This is a genomic window from Streptomyces sp. NPDC127197, assembly GCF_042672405.1.
GTDB lineage: Bacteria > Actinomycetota > Actinomycetes > Streptomycetales > Streptomycetaceae > Streptomyces > Streptomyces flavusporus.
Genome location: NZ_JBHXVG010000017.1, coordinates 47,879 through 64,158, shown reverse-complemented (window position 1 = coordinate 64,158; position 16,280 = coordinate 47,879). Strand labels below are relative to the sequence as shown.

Here is a 16,280-nt window from a genome sequence, read left to right as displayed (position 1 = left end):
ACCGGCCGCCCGCTTCCGCCCGGTAAAACAGGAAGCGGGCGGCCCGCCCATGTCGGCTACGATTTCAAGGTTCCGAGACGACCAGAGAAACGACGATCGTCACCCCCTGTAAAAACCTGGGAGCAGCCCGCGATGGCTCGACACCTCATCACCAGCGCCCTTCCGTACATCAACGGGATCAAGCACCTGGGCAACATGGTGGGGTCCATGCTCCCGGCGGACGTGTACTCCCGCTACCTCCGCCAGCGCGGCCACGACGTTCTCTACATCTGCGCCACGGACGAGCACGGCACCCCAGCGGAACTGGCGGCCAAGGAGCAGGGCCTGCCGGTCGACGAGTTCTGCGCCCAGGCGCACGACGCCCAGAAGGCGGTCTACGACGGCTTCAACCTGGCCTTCGACTACTTCGGCCGCAGCTCCTCCCCCCAGAACCGTGAGATCACCCAGGAGATCGCCCGCGAGCTGAAGGCGAACGGCTTCATCGAGGAGCGCGCCATCCGCCAGGTGTACTCGAACGCCGACGGCCGTTTCCTCCCGGACCGCTACATCATCGGCACCTGCCCCCACTGCGGCTACGACAAGGCCCGCGGCGACCAGTGCGAGAACTGCACCCGCGTCCTGGACCCCACCGACCTCATCGACCCGCGCTCCGCGATCAGCGGCAGCAGCGACCTGGAGGTCCGCGAGACCAAGCACCTCTTCCTCCTGCAGTCGGCACTCGCCGGAGAGGTCGAGGCCTGGGTCGACGAGCGAGCCGACAACTGGCCCGTCCTCGCCTCCTCCATCGCCCGCAAGTGGCTCACCGAGGGCCTGCATGACCGCGCCATCACCCGCGACCTCGACTGGGGCGTCCCGGTCCCCGCGGACACCTGGCCGGACCTCGCGGCCGAGGGCAAGGTCTTCTACGTCTGGTTCGACGCCCCGATCGAGTACATCGGCGCGACGAAGGAGTGGGCGGACCAGGACCCGGAGAACCGCGACTGGCGCTCCTGGTGGTGGGAGTCGGACGCGGACGTCCACTACACGCAGTTCATGGGCAAGGACAACGTCCCCTTCCACAGCGTGATGTTCCCGGCGACCCTGCTGGGCACCCGCGCCCCGTGGAAGAAGGTCGACGTCATCAAGGCCTTCAACTGGCTGAACTACTACGGCGGCAAGTTCTCCACCTCGCAGCGCCGCGGCGTCTTCACGCACGACGCGCTGGAGATCCTGCCCGCCGACTACTGGCGCTACTTCATGATGGCCAACGCCCCGGAGTCGGACGACTCGTCCTTCACCTGGGAGCACTTCACGGCCACGGTGAACAAGGACCTGGCGGACACCCTCGGCAACTTCGTCAACCGCGTCCTGTCCTTCTCCCGCAAGCGCTTCGGCGACGAGGTCCCGGCCGGTGCGGAGCCCGGCGAGGCAGAGGCGAAGCTCGGCGAGGAGATCGCGCGGCTGCTCACCGAGTACGAGGAGCAGATGGAGGCCATCCAGTTCCGCAAGGCGGCGGCCGCCCTCCGCGCGCTGTGGTCGGCCGGCAACTCCTACCTGGAGGAAAAGGCTCCCTGGCTGGAGATCAAGACCAACCCGGAGGGTGCCGCCCTGACCCTCCGTACGGCGATGAACCTCATCCACCTCTACGCGGTGGTCTCGGAGCCCTTCATCCCGACCTCCTCGGCGGCCATGCGCTCGGCGTTCGACCTCAAGGACGACACGGCGACCTGGGTCACCGAGGAGGAGGCCAAGTCTCTGACCTCCGTCCCCGCCGGCACCCCCTTCACCGTCCCGCCGGTCCTCTTCGCCAAGCTCACGGACGACGACCTGGCGGCGTACAAGGAGCGCTTCGGCGGCGAGCCGGCGTGATCGGAACCGATACCACGCCATGATCTGGACACAGTGGCCACATATGAAGATCATGTGAGGCCATTGCCGCATCGGCTCACGCACGACGCGTGAGCCGACCGAGTGGGGGTCCGTCCATGGCACTGTTCGGAAACGCACACAGCATCGATCCGGGTACGGCCCAGCAGGACTACGCGCGTCTGCTGGGCCAGGGGGAGCAGGTGCACGCCGCGTACCTGCTGGTCCGCGACACCATCCTGTTCACCGACCGCCGTCTCATCCTGGTCGACAAGCAGGGCATCACCGGCAAGAAGGTGGAGTACCACTCCGTCCCGTACCGGAGCATCACCCACTTCGCGGTGGAGACGGCCGGCACCTTCGACCTCGACGCCGAACTGAAGATCTGGCTCTCCGGCTCGGCCACGCCGATCCAGAAGACCTTCACCAAGGGCGTCGACATCTACGAGGTGCAGGCGATCCTCACCCAGTTCGTGGCGAGGTAGTCCGATCAGGGGCCTTACGGCGCGTCAGTAAGTGCTGAGTGAGAGCCCTGCGTACGTCAGTGGCCCGGAACCGACGTCGGTTCCGGGCCACTCACGCCGCGTGGGTTACTTCGGCTGCGGCTTGCGCACCGACAGGTGCAGCTCCTTCAGCCGCGCTTCCTCCAGCTCGGTCGGCGCACCCATCATCAGGTCCTGGGCGTTGCCGTTGAGCGGGAAGGCGATGGTCTCGCGGATGTTGGGCTCGTCGGCGAGCAGCATGACGATGCGGTCGACGCCGGGCGCGATGCCGCCGTGCGGCGGGGCGCCGAAGCGGAACGCGCGCAGCATGCCGGCGAACTTGTCCTCGACGGTCTCCCGGTCGTAGCCCGCGATCTCGAAGGCCTTCAGCATGATCTCGGGCTCGTGGTTCCGGATCGCGCCGGAGGACAGCTCGACGCCGTTGCAGACGATGTCGTACTGCCAGCCCAGGATGTCCAGCGGGTCCTGGGTCTCCAGGGCCTCCAGGCCGCCCTGCGGCATCGAGAAGGGGTTGTGCGAGAAGTCGATCGCGCCGGTCTCCTCGTCCTTCTCGTACATCGGGAAGTCGACGATCCAGCAGAACCGGAAGACGCCCTCCTCGAAGTGCCCGGCCCGCTTGGCGGCCTCGACCCGCACCGCGCCCATGATCTTCGAGACCTCGTCGAACTCGCCCGCGCCGAAGAACACGGCGTGGCCGGCCTCCAAGCCGAGGCGCTCGGTGAGGACCTTGACGTTCTCCTCGGTGAGGAACTTGGCGATCGGGCCGGACAGCGAGCCGTCCTCGCCGACGCGCACCCAAGCCAGGCCCTTCGCGCCGAGCGAGACGGCGAAGTCACCGAGCTGGTCGAAGAACTTGCGGGGCTGCCCGGAGACGTCCGGCACCGGCAGCGCGCGCACGTGCTTGCCCGCGAACGCCTTGAAGTCGGAGCCCTCGAAGATGTCGGTGATGTCCACCAGCTCGAGCTGGGCGCGCAGGTCCGGCTTGTCGGAGCCGTACTTCAGCATCGCCTCGCGGAACGGGATCCGCGGGAACGGGGACGTCACGTGACGGCCGTTGCCGAACTCCTCGAACAGCTCCGTCATCAGCTTCTCGACGGGCTGGAAGACGTCCTCCTGCTCCACGAAGGACATCTCGATGTCGAGCTGGTAGAACTCGCCCGGCGAGCGGTCGGCGCGGGCGTCCTCGTCGCGGAAGCAGGGCGCGATCTGGAAGTAACGGTCGAAGCCGGAGATCATCAGCAGCTGCTTGAACTGCTGCGGGGCCTGCGGCAGGGCGTAGAACTTGCCCGGGTGGAGGCGGGAGGGCACGACGAAGTCGCGGGCGCCCTCCGGGGAGGTGGCGCTGAGGATCGGGGTCGCCATCTCGTTGAAGCCCAGCGCCGTCATCTTGTGCCGGATCGCCGAGATGACCGCCGTACGCAGCATGATGTTGCGGTGCATGCGCTCGCGGCGCAGGTCCAGGAAGCGGTACTCCAGGCGCCGCTCCTCGTTGACCCCGTCCTCGGTGTTGATCGTGAAGGGGAGCGGGGCGGCAGCGCCCAGCACCTCCACCTCGCCGACCTCGATCTCGATCTCGCCGGTCGGCAGGTCGGGGTTGATGTTCTCGGTGCCGCGGGAGACGACCTTGCCGTCGACCCGTACGACGGTCTCCTTGGAGAGCTTGTCCAGGGCCTCGTAGGCGGTCGTGTTGGGACGGGCGACGAGCTGCGTGATGCCGTAGTGGTCGCGCAGATCGATGAAGAGGATGCCGCCCAGGTCGCGCCGATTGTGCAGCCAGCCACTCAGCCGGACGTCGGTGCCGACGTCAGAGGCGCGGAGCTCGCCGCAGGTGTGGGACCTGTACCGATGCATCGTCGTTCATCCAGTCTTCGCGGATCGGGGCGTGTTTCACGTGAAACTTCTCCCCAGGGTACCGGCCGCCCGCGACGGCCTCCCCACCATTAGGTACGTGCGACACCAGTGGCACCCTTCGATCACCTCTTCTTAGAGTGGGCCAATGCGTATTGGTGAGCCCCTTCCCGCTGTGGGGCAGGTCCTCGCCGCCCTCGCGACCGGCCTGTGGCACTGGGACACGGCCACAAAGCTGGTCACCGTGGACGCCGAGGCCGCTCGGCTGCTCGGACTGCCCGCCGAACAGTCGACCCTGACCGAATCCCAGGCCCGGGCGCGCCTCCACCCGGTCGACTGGAACGAGATCGTCAGCGTCATCGGTCTCGCCGTCGTCGAGCGGACGCTCGCCGAGGTGCGGGTGCGGATCATGGACGAGCGGGGCCGGGTGATCCGCACCGTGCGCAGCCGCTCCAAACCGAGCTTCGACCCCGAGCGCCGGGCGTACCAGCTGATCGGCACCCTCCAGGAGGTCACCGACCCGTCGCCGGGCACACCTGCGGGGCGCCGTGCGGTCACCGGCGACTGGCGGCGCTCCCGGGAGGCGTTCCTGCTGGACGCGGGCCGGGCACTGGCCGAGGCGCGGTCCACGGAGGAGGTGCTGCGGGTCGCGGCCGGGCTGTCGATGCCCGGTTTCTCACCGGACGGGCTCGCGGTGTTCGGCGTGGAGGCCGACCGGCTGACGGTCATCGGTCATCACGGCTACCGGCCCGGCGATGAGAAACGCTTCACGCACATGCCGGTGGAGACCGACTATCCGGCGGCCGAGGTGGTGCGCACCGGCCGGGCGGTCTACCTCTCTTCCCCCGAGCAGTACAAGTCCCGCTATCCGCTCACCTGGCCGCTCGCCGAGCAGTTCGGCCGCCAGTCCTGGGCGTTCCTGCCCCTGACCTTCGCCGGACGCACCATGGGCGCATGGATGGCGGCCTTCGCCTATCCGGTGGCGTTCACCCCGGACGAACGATCCGTGCTGACGACGGTCGCCCGCATGCTCGCCCAGGCCCTCAGCCGGGCCGGCGCCGCCGAATCGGAGCGGGAGCTCACCGACGGCCTGCAGCGCTCCATGCTGCCCACGCTGGGCCCCGAGATCCCCGGCATGAGCGTCGCCGCCCGCTACATCCCCACCGGCGGCGGGCTCCAGGTCGGCGGTGACTGGTACGACATGATCCCGCTGCCCAACGGCCGCTTCGCCCTCGTCATCGGCGACGTGCAGGGACATGACGTACGGGCGGCCGGCCTGATGGGCCAGCTGCGGATAGCGCTACGGGCGTACGCGGCCGAGGGCCACCGCCCGGACGCCGTGCTCTCGCGCGCCTCCCGCTTCCTGCACGGCATCTCCACCGTCGACGAGGACCCCGCCGACTTGCGCTTCGCGACCTGCCTCTACGTCGAGGCCGACCCCGCGACCGGCGTCCTGGACATCGCTCGCGCCGGACACCCGGACCCGGCGATCCGGCTGGCGGACGGCACGGTGCTGAAACGTCCGACGGACGGCGGGCTGCCGCTCGGCATCGACCCGGACGCCGACTACCCCACCACGCGGTTCCTCCTGGAACCGGGCGAGACCATGATGATCTGCACCGACGGCCTCATCGAGACCGGCGGGCACGATCTGGAGTCGGGCTGGCTGCGCATCCGGACGGTCCTCGAGGAGCACAAGGGCGACGAGCTGGAGGAACTCGCCGACGCCCTGGTCCAGGCCGTGCACGGGCCGTCCTCCCACCACACCACCGGCCCGCTCGCCGACCGGCGCGAGGACGACATCGCCGTGCTGCTGCTGTCCCGGCAGGGCCAGGAATACAGCTACGGCGACACCGTGACCGACCGGCTGGCCGTGCGCCGCACGATGCTCACCGTCGCCCAGGACGAGCCGGAACGCGTCGCCGTGGCCCGGCAGGAGCTGAGGGACCTTCTGCACGACTGGTCCTCGGCCGACCAGGTGGACACCGCGGTGCTGCTGCTGTCCGAGATGCTCACCAATGTCCTCGTGCACACCGACGCCGACGCGCTCCTGGTCGCCGAGGTCACCGGGGAGCCGGCCGGGCGGCGGATGCGGGTGGAGGTCACCGACGCCAGCGACGACCTGCCGCACAAGCGCCGGCCCGGGGAGCTGGCGTCCTCCGGGCGGGGGCTGATGCTGATCGAGATGCTGGCGGACGCGTGGGGAGTGGACCCGCGGGGCGAGGGCAAGAGCACCTGGTTCGAGGTGTACGAGTCCGACGGGCACCCCGCCTGAGTCACTCCCGGCCGCCGAAGAAGACCCGCACGTCCCGGATGAGCCCGTCGCGTACGGTGATCGCCTCCACGTTGCGGTACCTCTCGCCCGTGGGGAGCTCGTACTCGTAGTACGCGAACACGAGCTCCGGATCCGCGGGGGTCACCTTCAGCAACCGCTGCTCCCTGACCCGGTCGGCGGTGGGAAAGCACCGCTCGAAGAACGCGTCCTTGTCGATGTGGTCGTCCTGCGGACTGGTGAAGGTGAAGTCGTCGGCGTAGAGCAGGACTGCCGCCTCGCGGTCCTGCGCCCGGTAGTACCGGAACGCGGCCTCGACGACGGCGGCCGCTGCGCCGCCCGTGTGATCGTGCACGCTAGGTCTCCAACTGCTCTGGTTCGGGCGGCGTTTCGTAACGAGCCCGCAGCTCGTGCAGGACCCCGAAGGCGGCGGCGGTGAGCGGTACCGCCAGCAGCATCCCGAGGATTCCGGCGACGGACGCGCCCGCGGTGATGGCCAGCATGACCGCCGCCGGATGCATACGTACCGTCCGGCTCTGGATCATCGGCTGCAGCACATGCCCCTCCAGCACCTGCACGGCGAGCACCACCCCGAGCACCCACAGCGCGATGACGAAGCCCCGGTCGGCGAGCGCGACCAGCACGGCGACCGCCCCGGAGATGAAGGCGCCGAGGTAGGGGATGTAGGCGCCGACGAAGACCAGCGCCCCCAGCCCCAGGGCGCCCGGCACGTCCAGGATCAGCAGTCCGACGGTGATGCACACGGCGTCGATGAAGGCGATGAAGGTGGTCCCGCGCATGAACCCCTCGACGGCCCGGTAGGCCCGCCGCGCCATGGCCTCCAGGGTGTCGGCGGCCCCGTGCGGAGCGAGCGCGCGCAGGGTGCCGGTGGCCCGGTCGGAGTCCCGCAGGAAGAAGAAGACGAGCAGCAGCGCCAGTACGGCGATGGCGATGGTCTCGCCGACGACGCTGACCCCGCTGATGAGCCCCGAGGCGGCCGTCCCGCCGAACCTGCCCAGCAGCTCCCGCGCGTTGGACGCCATGTCGTCCAGCGAGGTCCCGGCCGCCCCGAAGTGCTCGGCGAGCCCCCGCGCCGCGTCCCTGAGCGAGGCGATGATCTGGTCCCCGCTGTCGATCAGCGCCGCGACGACGATGTACACGGCCCCGCCGACCACCGCCACGACGGCGACACAGGTGAGCCCGGCGGCGACCGACCGGTTGACCCGGGCCCTGACGAGCCGCCGGTGGAAGGGCCCGAGCAGCGCGGTGCCGAGCAGCGCCAGCAGCACCGGCACCACGGCCGCCCGCAGATGGGTGCACAGCAGGATCCCGACGTACACCACCCCGGCGACAAGCAGGATGACGGCACACCAGGCGGCCAGTCGTCGCACGGAGTCGGGAAGCAGATGCACCCGTCCAGATGATCACGCACCGGGCGGGCTGTCCTGCGCGAACAGCCCGCCCGGGTGACATGGCGTCAGCAACCGGCTGAGGATCAGCCCTTCGGCCCGCTCTCCGTCATGCCGTGCACGGCCGGGATCGTGCCCAGTCGGCCCTTCTGGAAGTCCTCGAAGGCCTGCTGGAGCTCGTCGCGGGTGTTCATCACGAACGGGCCGTAGTGCGCCATCGGCTCGCGGATCGGCTGACCGCCCAGCAGGACGATCTCGAGGTCCGGCGTGTTCGAATCCTGCTGCTCGTCCGCACGGACGGTCAGCGAGGAGCCGGCGCCGAAGACCGCCGTCTGACCCAGGTGGATCGGGCGGCGCTCCGCACCGACCGCGCCCTTGCCCGCCATCACGTACGCCAGGCCGTTGAAGTCCTCCCGCCACGGCAGGGTGATCTCCGCGCCCGGCGCCAGCGTCGCGTGGATCATCGTGATCGGCGTGTGCGTGGCACCGGGGCCCTGGTGGCCGTCCAGCTCACCGGCGATGACCCGGAGCAGCGCGCCTCCGTCGGGGGAGGTGAGGAGCTGAACGCTGCCGCCGCGGATGTCCTGGTACTTGGGCGGCATCATCTTGTCCTTGGCCGGGAGGTTCACCCACAGCTGCAGGCCGTGGAAGAGACCGCCGGACATCACCAGCTGCTCCGGCGGGGCCTCGATGTGGAGGAGCCCCGAGCCCGCGGTCATCCACTGGGTGTCGCCGTTGGTGATGGTGCCGCCACCGCCGTGGGAGTCCTGGTGGTCGAAGATCCCGTCGATGATGTAGGTGACGGTCTCGAAGCCGCGGTGCGGGTGCCAGGGGGTGCCCTTGGGCTCACCCGGCGCGTACTCCACCTCTCCCATCTGGTCCATCATGATGAACGGGTCCAGGTGGCGGTAGTTGATCCCGGCGAACGCCCGGCGCACCGGGAAGCCCTCACCTTCGAAACCGCTCGGCGCGGTCGTGACGGCGAGCACGGGGCGTGCCACGGCGTCGGCCGGTGCGGTCACGCGGGGCAGCGTCAGCGGGTTCTCGACGGTCACTGCAGGCATGTCGGTACCTCCTTGTGCTTCGAGTCTAGTTGAACGTTGAACTTTCCGCTACCCGGAACGCCGAAGGCCCGGAGGACATTCCCTCCGGGCCTTCGCCGCTGCACGGTACGTCGTCAGTGGCGTCGGTTGCGTCGGTTGCGTCAGTTGCTGAAGTACAGGTACTTCCACGAGCCGTACGTCGTGGAGTTCACGGTGTCGCCGGACGAGCCGTTGACGTACACCGAGCGCATCCGCGCCCGGATGCCCGACTCGCCCGGTGCCTCCAGGGTCACGGCCGACTTGCCGTTCGTACCGATCGGGAAGTACTGCGAGTCCGCCGAGTACCACGAGCCCTGGTAGTAGACCTGGAGGTCGAAGCGCTGCTGACGACCCGGGTAGTAGGTCATCGTCGTGGTGAGCAGCGGGTCGGTGCTCTTGTGGAACCAGTAGTACGTGGTCGAGCCGATCTTGCCGGTCTTGTAGTGCCTGGAGACGGCGGTGGAGACCTTCACCTTGGCGTACGCCGTGACATTCACCGTCTTCGGCTTGTAGCGGGCGTCGCCCTTGAACACCGCGGTGACGGTGGTGTCCCGGGTCATGTCCACCCAGGCGGAGATGTTGCCGTCGGAGTTGACCGTCCCGGTCTTGATCAGCTTGTTGGGCTTGTCCCCGCCGAACGGGTTGGCCCAGATCTCCACCGAGCGGTTCTTGTACGTCGTACCAAGGTGCGCGGTGAACTTGACGTCGGCGCCGTAGCTGTACAGCTTGCCGTTGTTGTTCAAGCTGAGCGAGGTCGAGGCGCGGGAGACCTCGACGGTGTCGGAGGCGCTCGCGGCCGTGTGCGTGGCGTCGCCCGCGTACTTCACCGTGTACTTGACCTTGCCGCCGGCCGGCGGGGTGTCGGTGAAGGAATAGGTGCCGTCCGCCTTCACCGTGACGGCGGGCAGCGCCTTGCCGCTGGGGCTCTCCAGGTCGGTGCGGGTGACGCTCAACTGGACGCCGGCCGACAACGGCACCGTCGCCGAGATCTTGCCGGTGACGGTGAGCTGCTTGGCGCGGGTGGCGGTCGACGGGGCGTTGACCGTGAGGGTGGGAACGTTGAGGGTCGGCTGGGTGAGCGGCTTGAGCGTGTAGCCGTTGCCGCCCGGGACCAGGGCGAAGACCCGGGAGGAGTCCGGGGCCCAGGCCAGCGCGGCCGCCCCCTGGGTGCCCATGCTGTACGTCCGCACCGGCTGCGTGGCGTTCGGCCGGTAGATCGCGACCTTGGTGCCCGAGATCTGGGCGATCAGGCCACTGCGCCCGACGTCGGCCCGCTGCCCGGCCGGGTAGGCGCCGGCCTTGGTGAAGGTGCCGTTCGCGTAGGCGTGCCGGTCGGTGCCGTTGACGAGCACCTGGTCGCTGCCCGCGACGAGGTCGATGTCTCCGACTCCGTCGTTCAGGGCGTACGAGGTGTCGTGCCAGGCGGTCACCTTGGGCGTGCCGCTCGACACGTCGAGGACGGCCTCGGTGCCCGTGGAGTCCCCGGTCTCGCCGACGGCCAGCAGGCCCGGCCGCAGCGGATCGGTGTCCAGCAGGGCCTGCCCCCACAGTCCGACCCCCGTTCCCTCGGTCGGGAGCTGGGCCAGCGCCACCGGGTCGGCGCCGGTCGCCGGGTCCACCGCCGGGTCGACGGAACCGAGGTCGCCGTCCCACTGGTCGCCGTAGCTGAACCAGACCTTGCCCCCGGCGAACTCGACGTGCACCGGGCCCGTGTTGGTGGCGACCGGATAGCGGGCCTTGATGTCCAGGGTGGCCGCGTCGAGGGCCACGATCTCGTGGCTGACCCGCGCGGTGGCGTACAGCGTGCTGCCGTCGTCGGAGAGTGCCAGGTCGAAGACCCCGTTGATACCGCTCACCGAGTCGACACGGTTGCCGTTGTAGTCGGCGGCGATGATCGCCCCCGTCGCGTCGTCACCGAGGTAGACCCGCTCGCGCGCCCCGTCGACGACCATGCCGCCGTACGAGCCGACGGTGGCCGTCACGGCCGACGCCGACCCGGCCGCCACGACGCTCAGCGCCGCCGAGCTGAACAGGACCGCGAGCGCCGTCGCGGCCGAAGTGCTGCGCATGCGCACAGTGCTGAACCCCCACAGAGAAACCGGCTCGGAGCCGGGGAGATGAGAGCGCCGCGCGGCACCCGGACGCGGACCGCGGGGAAGCGGTGACGTGCGGGGCGCGGCTGCCAAGGGGCACTCTATGGCATGGCTGTGACAACAAGGGAGGGGATATTCCGCCCCCCGGCCCCCGGCTCCTCCTAGCCGTACATCCGCCGCATCGCGAAATCGACCATCTCCTCGACCGCCTTCGCGTCGAAGACCATCCGGTGCTCGCCCTCCATGTCGAGGACGAAGCCGTAGCCGGTCGGCAGCAGGTCGATCACCTCTGCGCCGGTGATCACGAAGTACTTGGACTCCTTGCCCGCGTACCGGCGCAGCTCCTTCAGCGAGCTGAACATCGGGATCACCGGCTGTTGGGTGTTGTGCAGGGCGAGGAAGCCGGGGTTGTCACCGCGCGGGCAGTAGACCTTCGACGTCGCGAAGACCTGCTGGAAGTCCTCCGCGGACATCTGCCCGGTGGTGAAGGCACGCACCGCGTCCGCGAGCGAGGGCGGGGACGGCTCGGGGTACAGCGGCGGCTGCTGCTGTCCGTACCCGCCGGGCATCTGCTGCGGGGGGACGTAGCCCTGCTGGGCACCGACGTTCTGGTCGTAGCCGTACATGGGCGCAAGCGTACCGAGGGCAGCCGGGCAGGCGGGCCGGTATGGGTGCCCTGGCAAACCGACAGCGACTTGACAGCCACCGCCCTGGCTTCCCACAGGTGCCGCTCATAGCGTCTGTCCCATGAGCAGACGCCACCACGACGAAACACATGAGCACGACAGAGGCCTCTCCTACGATCTTCCCGTCCTCGCCCGCCGCCGGATGATCCGGCTGATGGCGGGTGCGAGCCTGGTGCCGCTCCTGGGCTGCTCGGCCGAGGACGACACCACCGCCGGCAGCAGCTCGCCGAGCTCGGCCTCCTCGTCCTCCTCCTCGTCCACCGAGTGCGCCACGATCCCGGACGAGACCGCCGGCCCCTACCCCGGCGACGGTTCCAACGGCGTGAACGTCCTCAAGGAGAGCGGCGTCGTCCGCAGCGACATCACCTCCAGCTTCGGCGACTCGGCCGGCGGCACCGCCGAGGGCGTGCCCCTGACCATCACGCTCACCGTCGTCGACGCCGCCTCCGGCTGCGGTACCCCGAAGCAGGGCGCCGCCGTCTACCTCTGGCACTGCGACCGGGACGGCAACTACTCCCTGTACTCGGAGGGCGTCACCGAGGAGAACTATCTGCGCGGCGTCCAGGAGACGGACGACAAGGGCCAGGTCACCTTCAGGAGCATCTTCCCGGCCTGCTACGCGGGCCGCTGGCCGCACATCCACTTCGAGGTCTACGGAAGCCTGGACGACGCCACCGCCGCCACCTCGATCACGAACACCTCCCAGCTCGCGCTGCCGAAGGACGTCTGCGACACGGTGTACGCCACGGACGGCTACAGCCAGAGCGTGCAGAACCTCGGCCAACTCTCCCTGGAGACGGACAACATCTTCAGCGACGGCCACGACCAGCAGCTGGCCACGGTGACGGGCAGTGTCGAGAAGGGCTACACGGCGACGCTCACGGTGCCGGTGTGACCCGTCACAGATGAGGGGATCGGGGTTGCGTCTTATTACTGACGGGTAGCATCATCGTAGCTACTTGTTGGTACGTGAACTAGCGCGAGGATCCAGTGCCTCGCCGATCTCTCTACGGAGCCGTCGCCATGGGGCACTACAAGTCGAATCTCCGCGACATCGAGTTCAACCTCTTCGAAGTACTCGGGCGCGACAAGCTGTACGGCACCGGCCCGTTCGAGGAGATGGACGTCGACACCGCCAAGAGCATCCTCGACGAGCTCACCCGGCTCGCGGAGAACGAGCTGGCCGAGTCCTTCGCGGACGCCGACCGCAACCCGCCGGTCTTCGACCCGGAGACCAACACCGCTCCGGTCCCGGAGACGTTCAAGAAGAGCTACCAGGCCTTCATGGACTCCGAGTACTGGCGCCTCGGCCTGCCCGAGGCCATCGGCGGTACGACGGCTCCCCCGTCGCTGATCTGGTCGTACGCGGAGCTGATCCTGGGCGCCAACCCGGCCGTGTGGATGTACTCCTCGGGCCCGGCCTTTGCCGGGATCCTCTTCGACGAGGGCAACGAGGTCCAGAAGCAGATCGCGCAGATCGCCGTCGAGAAGCAGTGGGGCTCGACGATGGTCCTCACCGAGCCCGACGCGGGTTCCGACGTGGGCGCCGGGCGCACCAAGGCGGTCCAGCAGGAGGACGGCTCCTGGCACATCGAGGGCGTGAAGCGCTTCATCACGTCCGGTGAGCACGACATGTCGGAGAACATCCTCCACTACGTGCTCGCGCGGCCGGAAGGTGCTGGTCCGGGCACCAAGGGCCTGTCCCTCTTCCTCGTCCCGAAGTACCTCTTCGACTTCGAGACCGGCGAGCTGGGCGAGCGCAACGGCGTGTACGCCACGAACGTCGAGCACAAGATGGGCCTGAAGGCCTCCAACACCTGCGAGATGACGTTCGGCGACCAGCACCCCGCCAAGGGCTGGCTGATCGGCGACAAGCACGACGGCATCCGCCAGATGTTCCGCATCATCGAGTTCGCCCGCATGATGGTCGGCACGAAGGCGATCTCCACGCTCTCGACGGGCTACCTCAACGCCCTCGAGTACGCCAAGGAGCGCGTCCAGGGCCCCGACCTGGCGAACTTCATGGACAAGACCGCGCCCAAGGTCACCATCACGCACCACCCCGACGTGCGCCGCTCGCTGATGACGCAGAAGGCGTACGCCGAGGGCATGCGCGCCCTCGTCCTCTACACGGCCTCGATCCAGGACGCGATCGCGGTCAAGGAGGCGGCGGGCGAGGACGCGTCGACGGAGCACGCGCTCAACGACCTCCTCCTGCCGATCGTCAAGGGCTACGGCTCCGAGAAGGGCTACGAGCAGCTCGCCCAGTCGCTGCAGACCTTCGGCGGCTCCGGCTTCCTGCAGGAGTACCCGATCGAGCAGTACATCCGCGACTCCAAGATCGACACCCTGTACGAGGGCACCACGGCCATCCAGGGCCAGGACTTCTTCTTCCGGAAGATCGTCCGCAACCAGGGCGCCGCGCTGAACTCCCTCGCCGAGGACATCAAGAAGTTCCTCGCCCTCGGCACCGGCGGCGAGGAGCTGTCCGGCGCCCGCGAGCAGCTGGCCAAGGCGGCCGTCGAGCTGGAGGCGATCGTCGGCCTGATGCTGACCGACCTCGCCGCCACCGAGCAGGACGTCAAGAACATCTACAAGGTGGGCCTGAACACCACCCGCCTGCTGATGGCCTCCGGTGACGTGATCGTCGGCTACCTGCTGCTGAAGGGCGCCGCGGTCGCCGCCGAGAAGCTTCAGTCGGCCTCCGCCAAGGACAAGGCCTTCTACACCGGCAAGATCGCGGCGGCGAAGTTCTTCGCGGCCACCGTGCTGCCCGGCGTGACGCTGGCCCGCAAGCTGTCGGAGAACGTCGACCTGGACCTGATGGAGCTGGACGAGGCCGCGTTCTAGTCTCCGTCCACACCTTCCTCACGAGGGCCCGCTCCCCTTTGCCGGGAGCGGGCCCTCGTACGTCGTTAAGGTGAACCCATGAGCGAACCCTCCCGCTTCGATCGCGGTCACACCGACGACCTCATGTCCTTCCTGGCGGCGAGCCCCTCGCCGTACCACGCCGTGGCGAACGCCGCCGAGCGGCTGGAGAAGGCCGGCTTCCGGCAGGTCGCGGAGACGGACGCCTGGGACGGGACGAACGGCGGCAGGTTCGTGCTGCGCGGTGGCGCGATCGTGGCGTGGTACGTCCCGGAGGGCGCGGCCCCGCACACGCCGTTCCGCATCGTCGGCGCGCACACCGACTCGCCCAACCTGCGGGTCAAGCCGCTGCCCGACACGGGGGCGCACGGCTGGCGGCAGGTGGCGGTCGAGATCTACGGCGGCCCGCTCCTGAACTCCTGGCTGGACCGCGACCTGGGCCTGGCCGGCCGCCTCACCCTGCGCGACGGCACGACCCGCCTGGTGAACATCGACCGCCCGCTCCTGCGCGTCCCCCAGCTCGCGATCCACCTGGACCGCTCGGTGTCGTCGGAGGGCCTCAAGCTCGACAAGCAGCGCCACCTCCAGCCGATCTGGGGCCTCGGCAACGACGTCCGCGACGGCGACCTCATCGCCTTCCTGGAGTCCGAGTCCGGGATCCCGGCGGGCGAGGTCACCGGCTGGGACCTGATGGTGCACTCCGTGGAGCCGCCGGCGTACCTGGGCCGGGACAAGGAGCTGGTGGCGGGCCCGCGCATGGACAACCTGCTGTCGGTGCACGCGGGCGTCGCGGCACTGACCGCGGTGGCCACCGGCGGTGAGGGGCTGCCGTACATCCCGGTCCTGGCGGCCTTCGACCACGAGGAGAACGGCTCCCAGTCGGACACCGGCGCGGACGGGCCGCTGCTCGGCGGCGTGCTGGAGCGTTCGGTGTTCGCGCGAGGAGGGTCGTACGAGGACCGGGCGAGGGCGTTTGCGGGAACGGTCTGCCTGTCCTCCGACACGGGCCACGCGGTCCACCCCAACTACGCGGAGCGCCACGACCCGACGCACCATCCGCGCGTCAACGGTGGGCCGATCCTGAAGGTCAACGTCAACAACCGCTATGCGACCGACGGTTCGGGCCGTGCGGTCTGGGCGTCGGCCTGCGAGAAGGCGGACGTCCCGTTCCAGTCCTTCGTCTCCAACAACTCCATGCCCTGCGGCACGACGATCGGCCCGATCACGGCGGCGCGGCATGGCATCAGGACGGTGGACATCGGGGTGGCGATCCTGTCGATGCACAGCGCGCGGGAGTTGTGCGGGGTGGATGATCCGTTCCTCCTTGCCAACGCGCTGGTGGCCTTCCTGGAGGGGTAACGCCCGTCGGGCCGGGTACCCGCCCCCGGCCGGAACGACCGGACCGGACAGGGAGGCGACAACTCATGGGCCTCGGCGGGTGCATCATCCTCATCGCCGTGGGAGCCATCCTCACGTTCGCTACCGACTGGGACATGGAGGGGGTCAACCTCGACCTGGTCGGCGTGATCCTGATGATCGTGGGCCTGATCGGCGTGACGACCTTCAGCAGCATCGCCCGGCGCAGGCGAGTGGTGGTGCCACCCGCGACACCGGTCGTGGAGGAGCGGCACCACCATCGGCGGGACGGGTACAGCGACGGGTACGGCGTGTGAG

At 69.1% G+C, this 16,280-nt stretch carries 13 protein-coding genes; 7 read left to right on the top strand and 6 right to left on the bottom strand.

The genetic code is table 11. The features are described from left to right. Positions 1-132: 132 nt before the first annotated feature. Both metG and ACFVJQ_RS25275 read left to right on the top strand, forming a co-directional pair. Entirely contained in the window at positions 133-1,848 is a 1,716-nt protein-coding gene (gene metG / locus ACFVJQ_RS25280; protein ID WP_385787112.1) for a methionine--tRNA ligase, read from the top strand. 116 nt (positions 1,849-1,964) lie between these two features. Next, positions 1,965-2,330 carry a PH domain-containing protein gene (locus ACFVJQ_RS25275; RefSeq protein WP_385511633.1) on the top strand — a complete coding sequence of 122 codons (366 nt, stop codon included), beginning with the start codon at positions 1,965-1,967 and terminating at the stop codon, positions 2,328-2,330. Between the two features lie 105 nt (positions 2,331-2,435). Here ACFVJQ_RS25275 and aspS read toward each other — a convergent pair whose 3' ends face one another. Next, the gene (gene aspS, locus ACFVJQ_RS25270; protein WP_385511632.1) at positions 2,436-4,199 is read right to left on the bottom strand and encodes an aspartate--tRNA ligase; all 1,764 of its coding nucleotides are present in this window, start codon (positions 4,197-4,199) and stop codon (positions 2,436-2,438) included. Positions 4,200-4,344: 145 nt separating this feature from the next. On the opposite strand from aspS, the gene ACFVJQ_RS25265 reads away from it, so the two are divergent. Then, a complete protein-coding gene (locus ACFVJQ_RS25265) occupies positions 4,345-6,471 on the top strand; it encodes a SpoIIE family protein phosphatase (RefSeq protein ID WP_385511630.1) in 2,127 nt (708 codons plus the stop codon). 1 nt (position 6,472) lies between these two features. Here ACFVJQ_RS25265 and ACFVJQ_RS25260 read toward each other — a convergent pair whose 3' ends face one another. The 5 genes from ACFVJQ_RS25260 to ACFVJQ_RS25240 form a co-directional block, all read right to left on the bottom strand. Beyond that, positions 6,473-6,823, bottom strand: a complete 351-nt coding sequence (locus ACFVJQ_RS25260) for a nuclear transport factor 2 family protein (RefSeq protein WP_385511628.1) — start codon at positions 6,821-6,823, stop codon at positions 6,473-6,475. Position 6,824: 1 nt separating this feature from the next. Further along, on the bottom strand, positions 6,825-7,880 hold the full coding sequence (locus ACFVJQ_RS25255; RefSeq protein ID WP_385787107.1) for an AI-2E family transporter: 1,056 nt from the start codon (positions 7,878-7,880) through the stop codon (positions 6,825-6,827). Between the two features lie 83 nt (positions 7,881-7,963). Beyond that, positions 7,964-8,941: a pirin family protein gene (locus ACFVJQ_RS25250; RefSeq protein ID WP_224736587.1), complete on the bottom strand. Its 978-nt coding sequence runs from the start codon at positions 8,939-8,941 to the stop codon at positions 7,964-7,966. A 140-nt stretch (positions 8,942-9,081) separates the two neighbouring features. Continuing rightward, positions 9,082-11,028 carry an Ig-like domain repeat protein gene (locus ACFVJQ_RS25245; RefSeq protein WP_385787104.1) on the bottom strand — a complete coding sequence of 649 codons (1,947 nt, stop codon included), beginning with the start codon at positions 11,026-11,028 and terminating at the stop codon, positions 9,082-9,084. A gap of 185 nt (positions 11,029-11,213) precedes the next feature. Beyond that, on the bottom strand, positions 11,214-11,678 hold the full coding sequence (locus tag ACFVJQ_RS25240) for an SseB family protein (RefSeq protein ID WP_224736589.1): 465 nt from the start codon (positions 11,676-11,678) through the stop codon (positions 11,214-11,216). A gap of 121 nt (positions 11,679-11,799) precedes the next feature. Here ACFVJQ_RS25240 and ACFVJQ_RS25235 point away from each other — a divergent pair, with 121 nt between their 5' ends. The 4 genes from ACFVJQ_RS25235 to ACFVJQ_RS25220 all read left to right on the top strand — a co-directional run bounded on the left by ACFVJQ_RS25235 (position 11,800) and on the right by ACFVJQ_RS25220 (position 16,279). Further along, positions 11,800-12,633, top strand: a complete 834-nt coding sequence (locus tag ACFVJQ_RS25235) for an intradiol ring-cleavage dioxygenase (RefSeq protein WP_385787101.1) — start codon at positions 11,800-11,802, stop codon at positions 12,631-12,633. A 128-nt stretch (positions 12,634-12,761) separates the two neighbouring features. Continuing rightward, complete coding sequence (locus tag ACFVJQ_RS25230) at positions 12,762-14,588, top strand: acyl-CoA dehydrogenase (RefSeq protein WP_385511622.1); 1,827 nt, start codon at positions 12,762-12,764, stop codon at positions 14,586-14,588. Positions 14,589-14,666: 78 nt separating this feature from the next. Next, positions 14,667-15,965: a M18 family aminopeptidase gene (locus ACFVJQ_RS25225; RefSeq protein ID WP_385787098.1), complete on the top strand. Its 1,299-nt coding sequence runs from the start codon at positions 14,667-14,669 to the stop codon at positions 15,963-15,965. 65 nt (positions 15,966-16,030) lie between these two features. After that, complete coding sequence (locus tag ACFVJQ_RS25220; protein WP_385511619.1) at positions 16,031-16,279, top strand: DUF6458 family protein; 249 nt, start codon at positions 16,031-16,033, stop codon at positions 16,277-16,279. Position 16,280 lies beyond the last annotated feature (1 nt).

Coding starts and splice junctions, on each gene's coding strand:
- ACFVJQ_RS25240 (WP_224736589.1), bottom strand. CDS start 11,678: ATGTACGGCTACGACCAGAACGTCGGTGCCCAGCAGGGCTACGTCCCC.
- ACFVJQ_RS25250 (WP_224736587.1), bottom strand. CDS start 8,941: ATGCCTGCAGTGACCGTCGAGAACCCGCTGACGCTGCCCCGCGTGACC.
- ACFVJQ_RS25230 (WP_385511622.1), top strand. CDS start 12,762: ATGGGGCACTACAAGTCGAATCTCCGCGACATCGAGTTCAACCTCTTC.
- ACFVJQ_RS25265 (WP_385511630.1), top strand. CDS start 4,345: ATGCGTATTGGTGAGCCCCTTCCCGCTGTGGGGCAGGTCCTCGCCGCC.
- aspS (WP_385511632.1), bottom strand. CDS start 4,199: ATGCATCGGTACAGGTCCCACACCTGCGGCGAGCTCCGCGCCTCTGAC.
- ACFVJQ_RS25225 (WP_385787098.1), top strand. CDS start 14,667: ATGAGCGAACCCTCCCGCTTCGATCGCGGTCACACCGACGACCTCATG.
- ACFVJQ_RS25220 (WP_385511619.1), top strand. CDS start 16,031: ATGGGCCTCGGCGGGTGCATCATCCTCATCGCCGTGGGAGCCATCCTC.
- ACFVJQ_RS25275 (WP_385511633.1), top strand. CDS start 1,965: ATGGCACTGTTCGGAAACGCACACAGCATCGATCCGGGTACGGCCCAG.
- ACFVJQ_RS25245 (WP_385787104.1), bottom strand. CDS start 11,028: ATGCGCAGCACTTCGGCCGCGACGGCGCTCGCGGTCCTGTTCAGCTCG.
- ACFVJQ_RS25235 (WP_385787101.1), top strand. CDS start 11,800: ATGAGCAGACGCCACCACGACGAAACACATGAGCACGACAGAGGCCTC.
- metG (WP_385787112.1), top strand. CDS start 133: ATGGCTCGACACCTCATCACCAGCGCCCTTCCGTACATCAACGGGATC.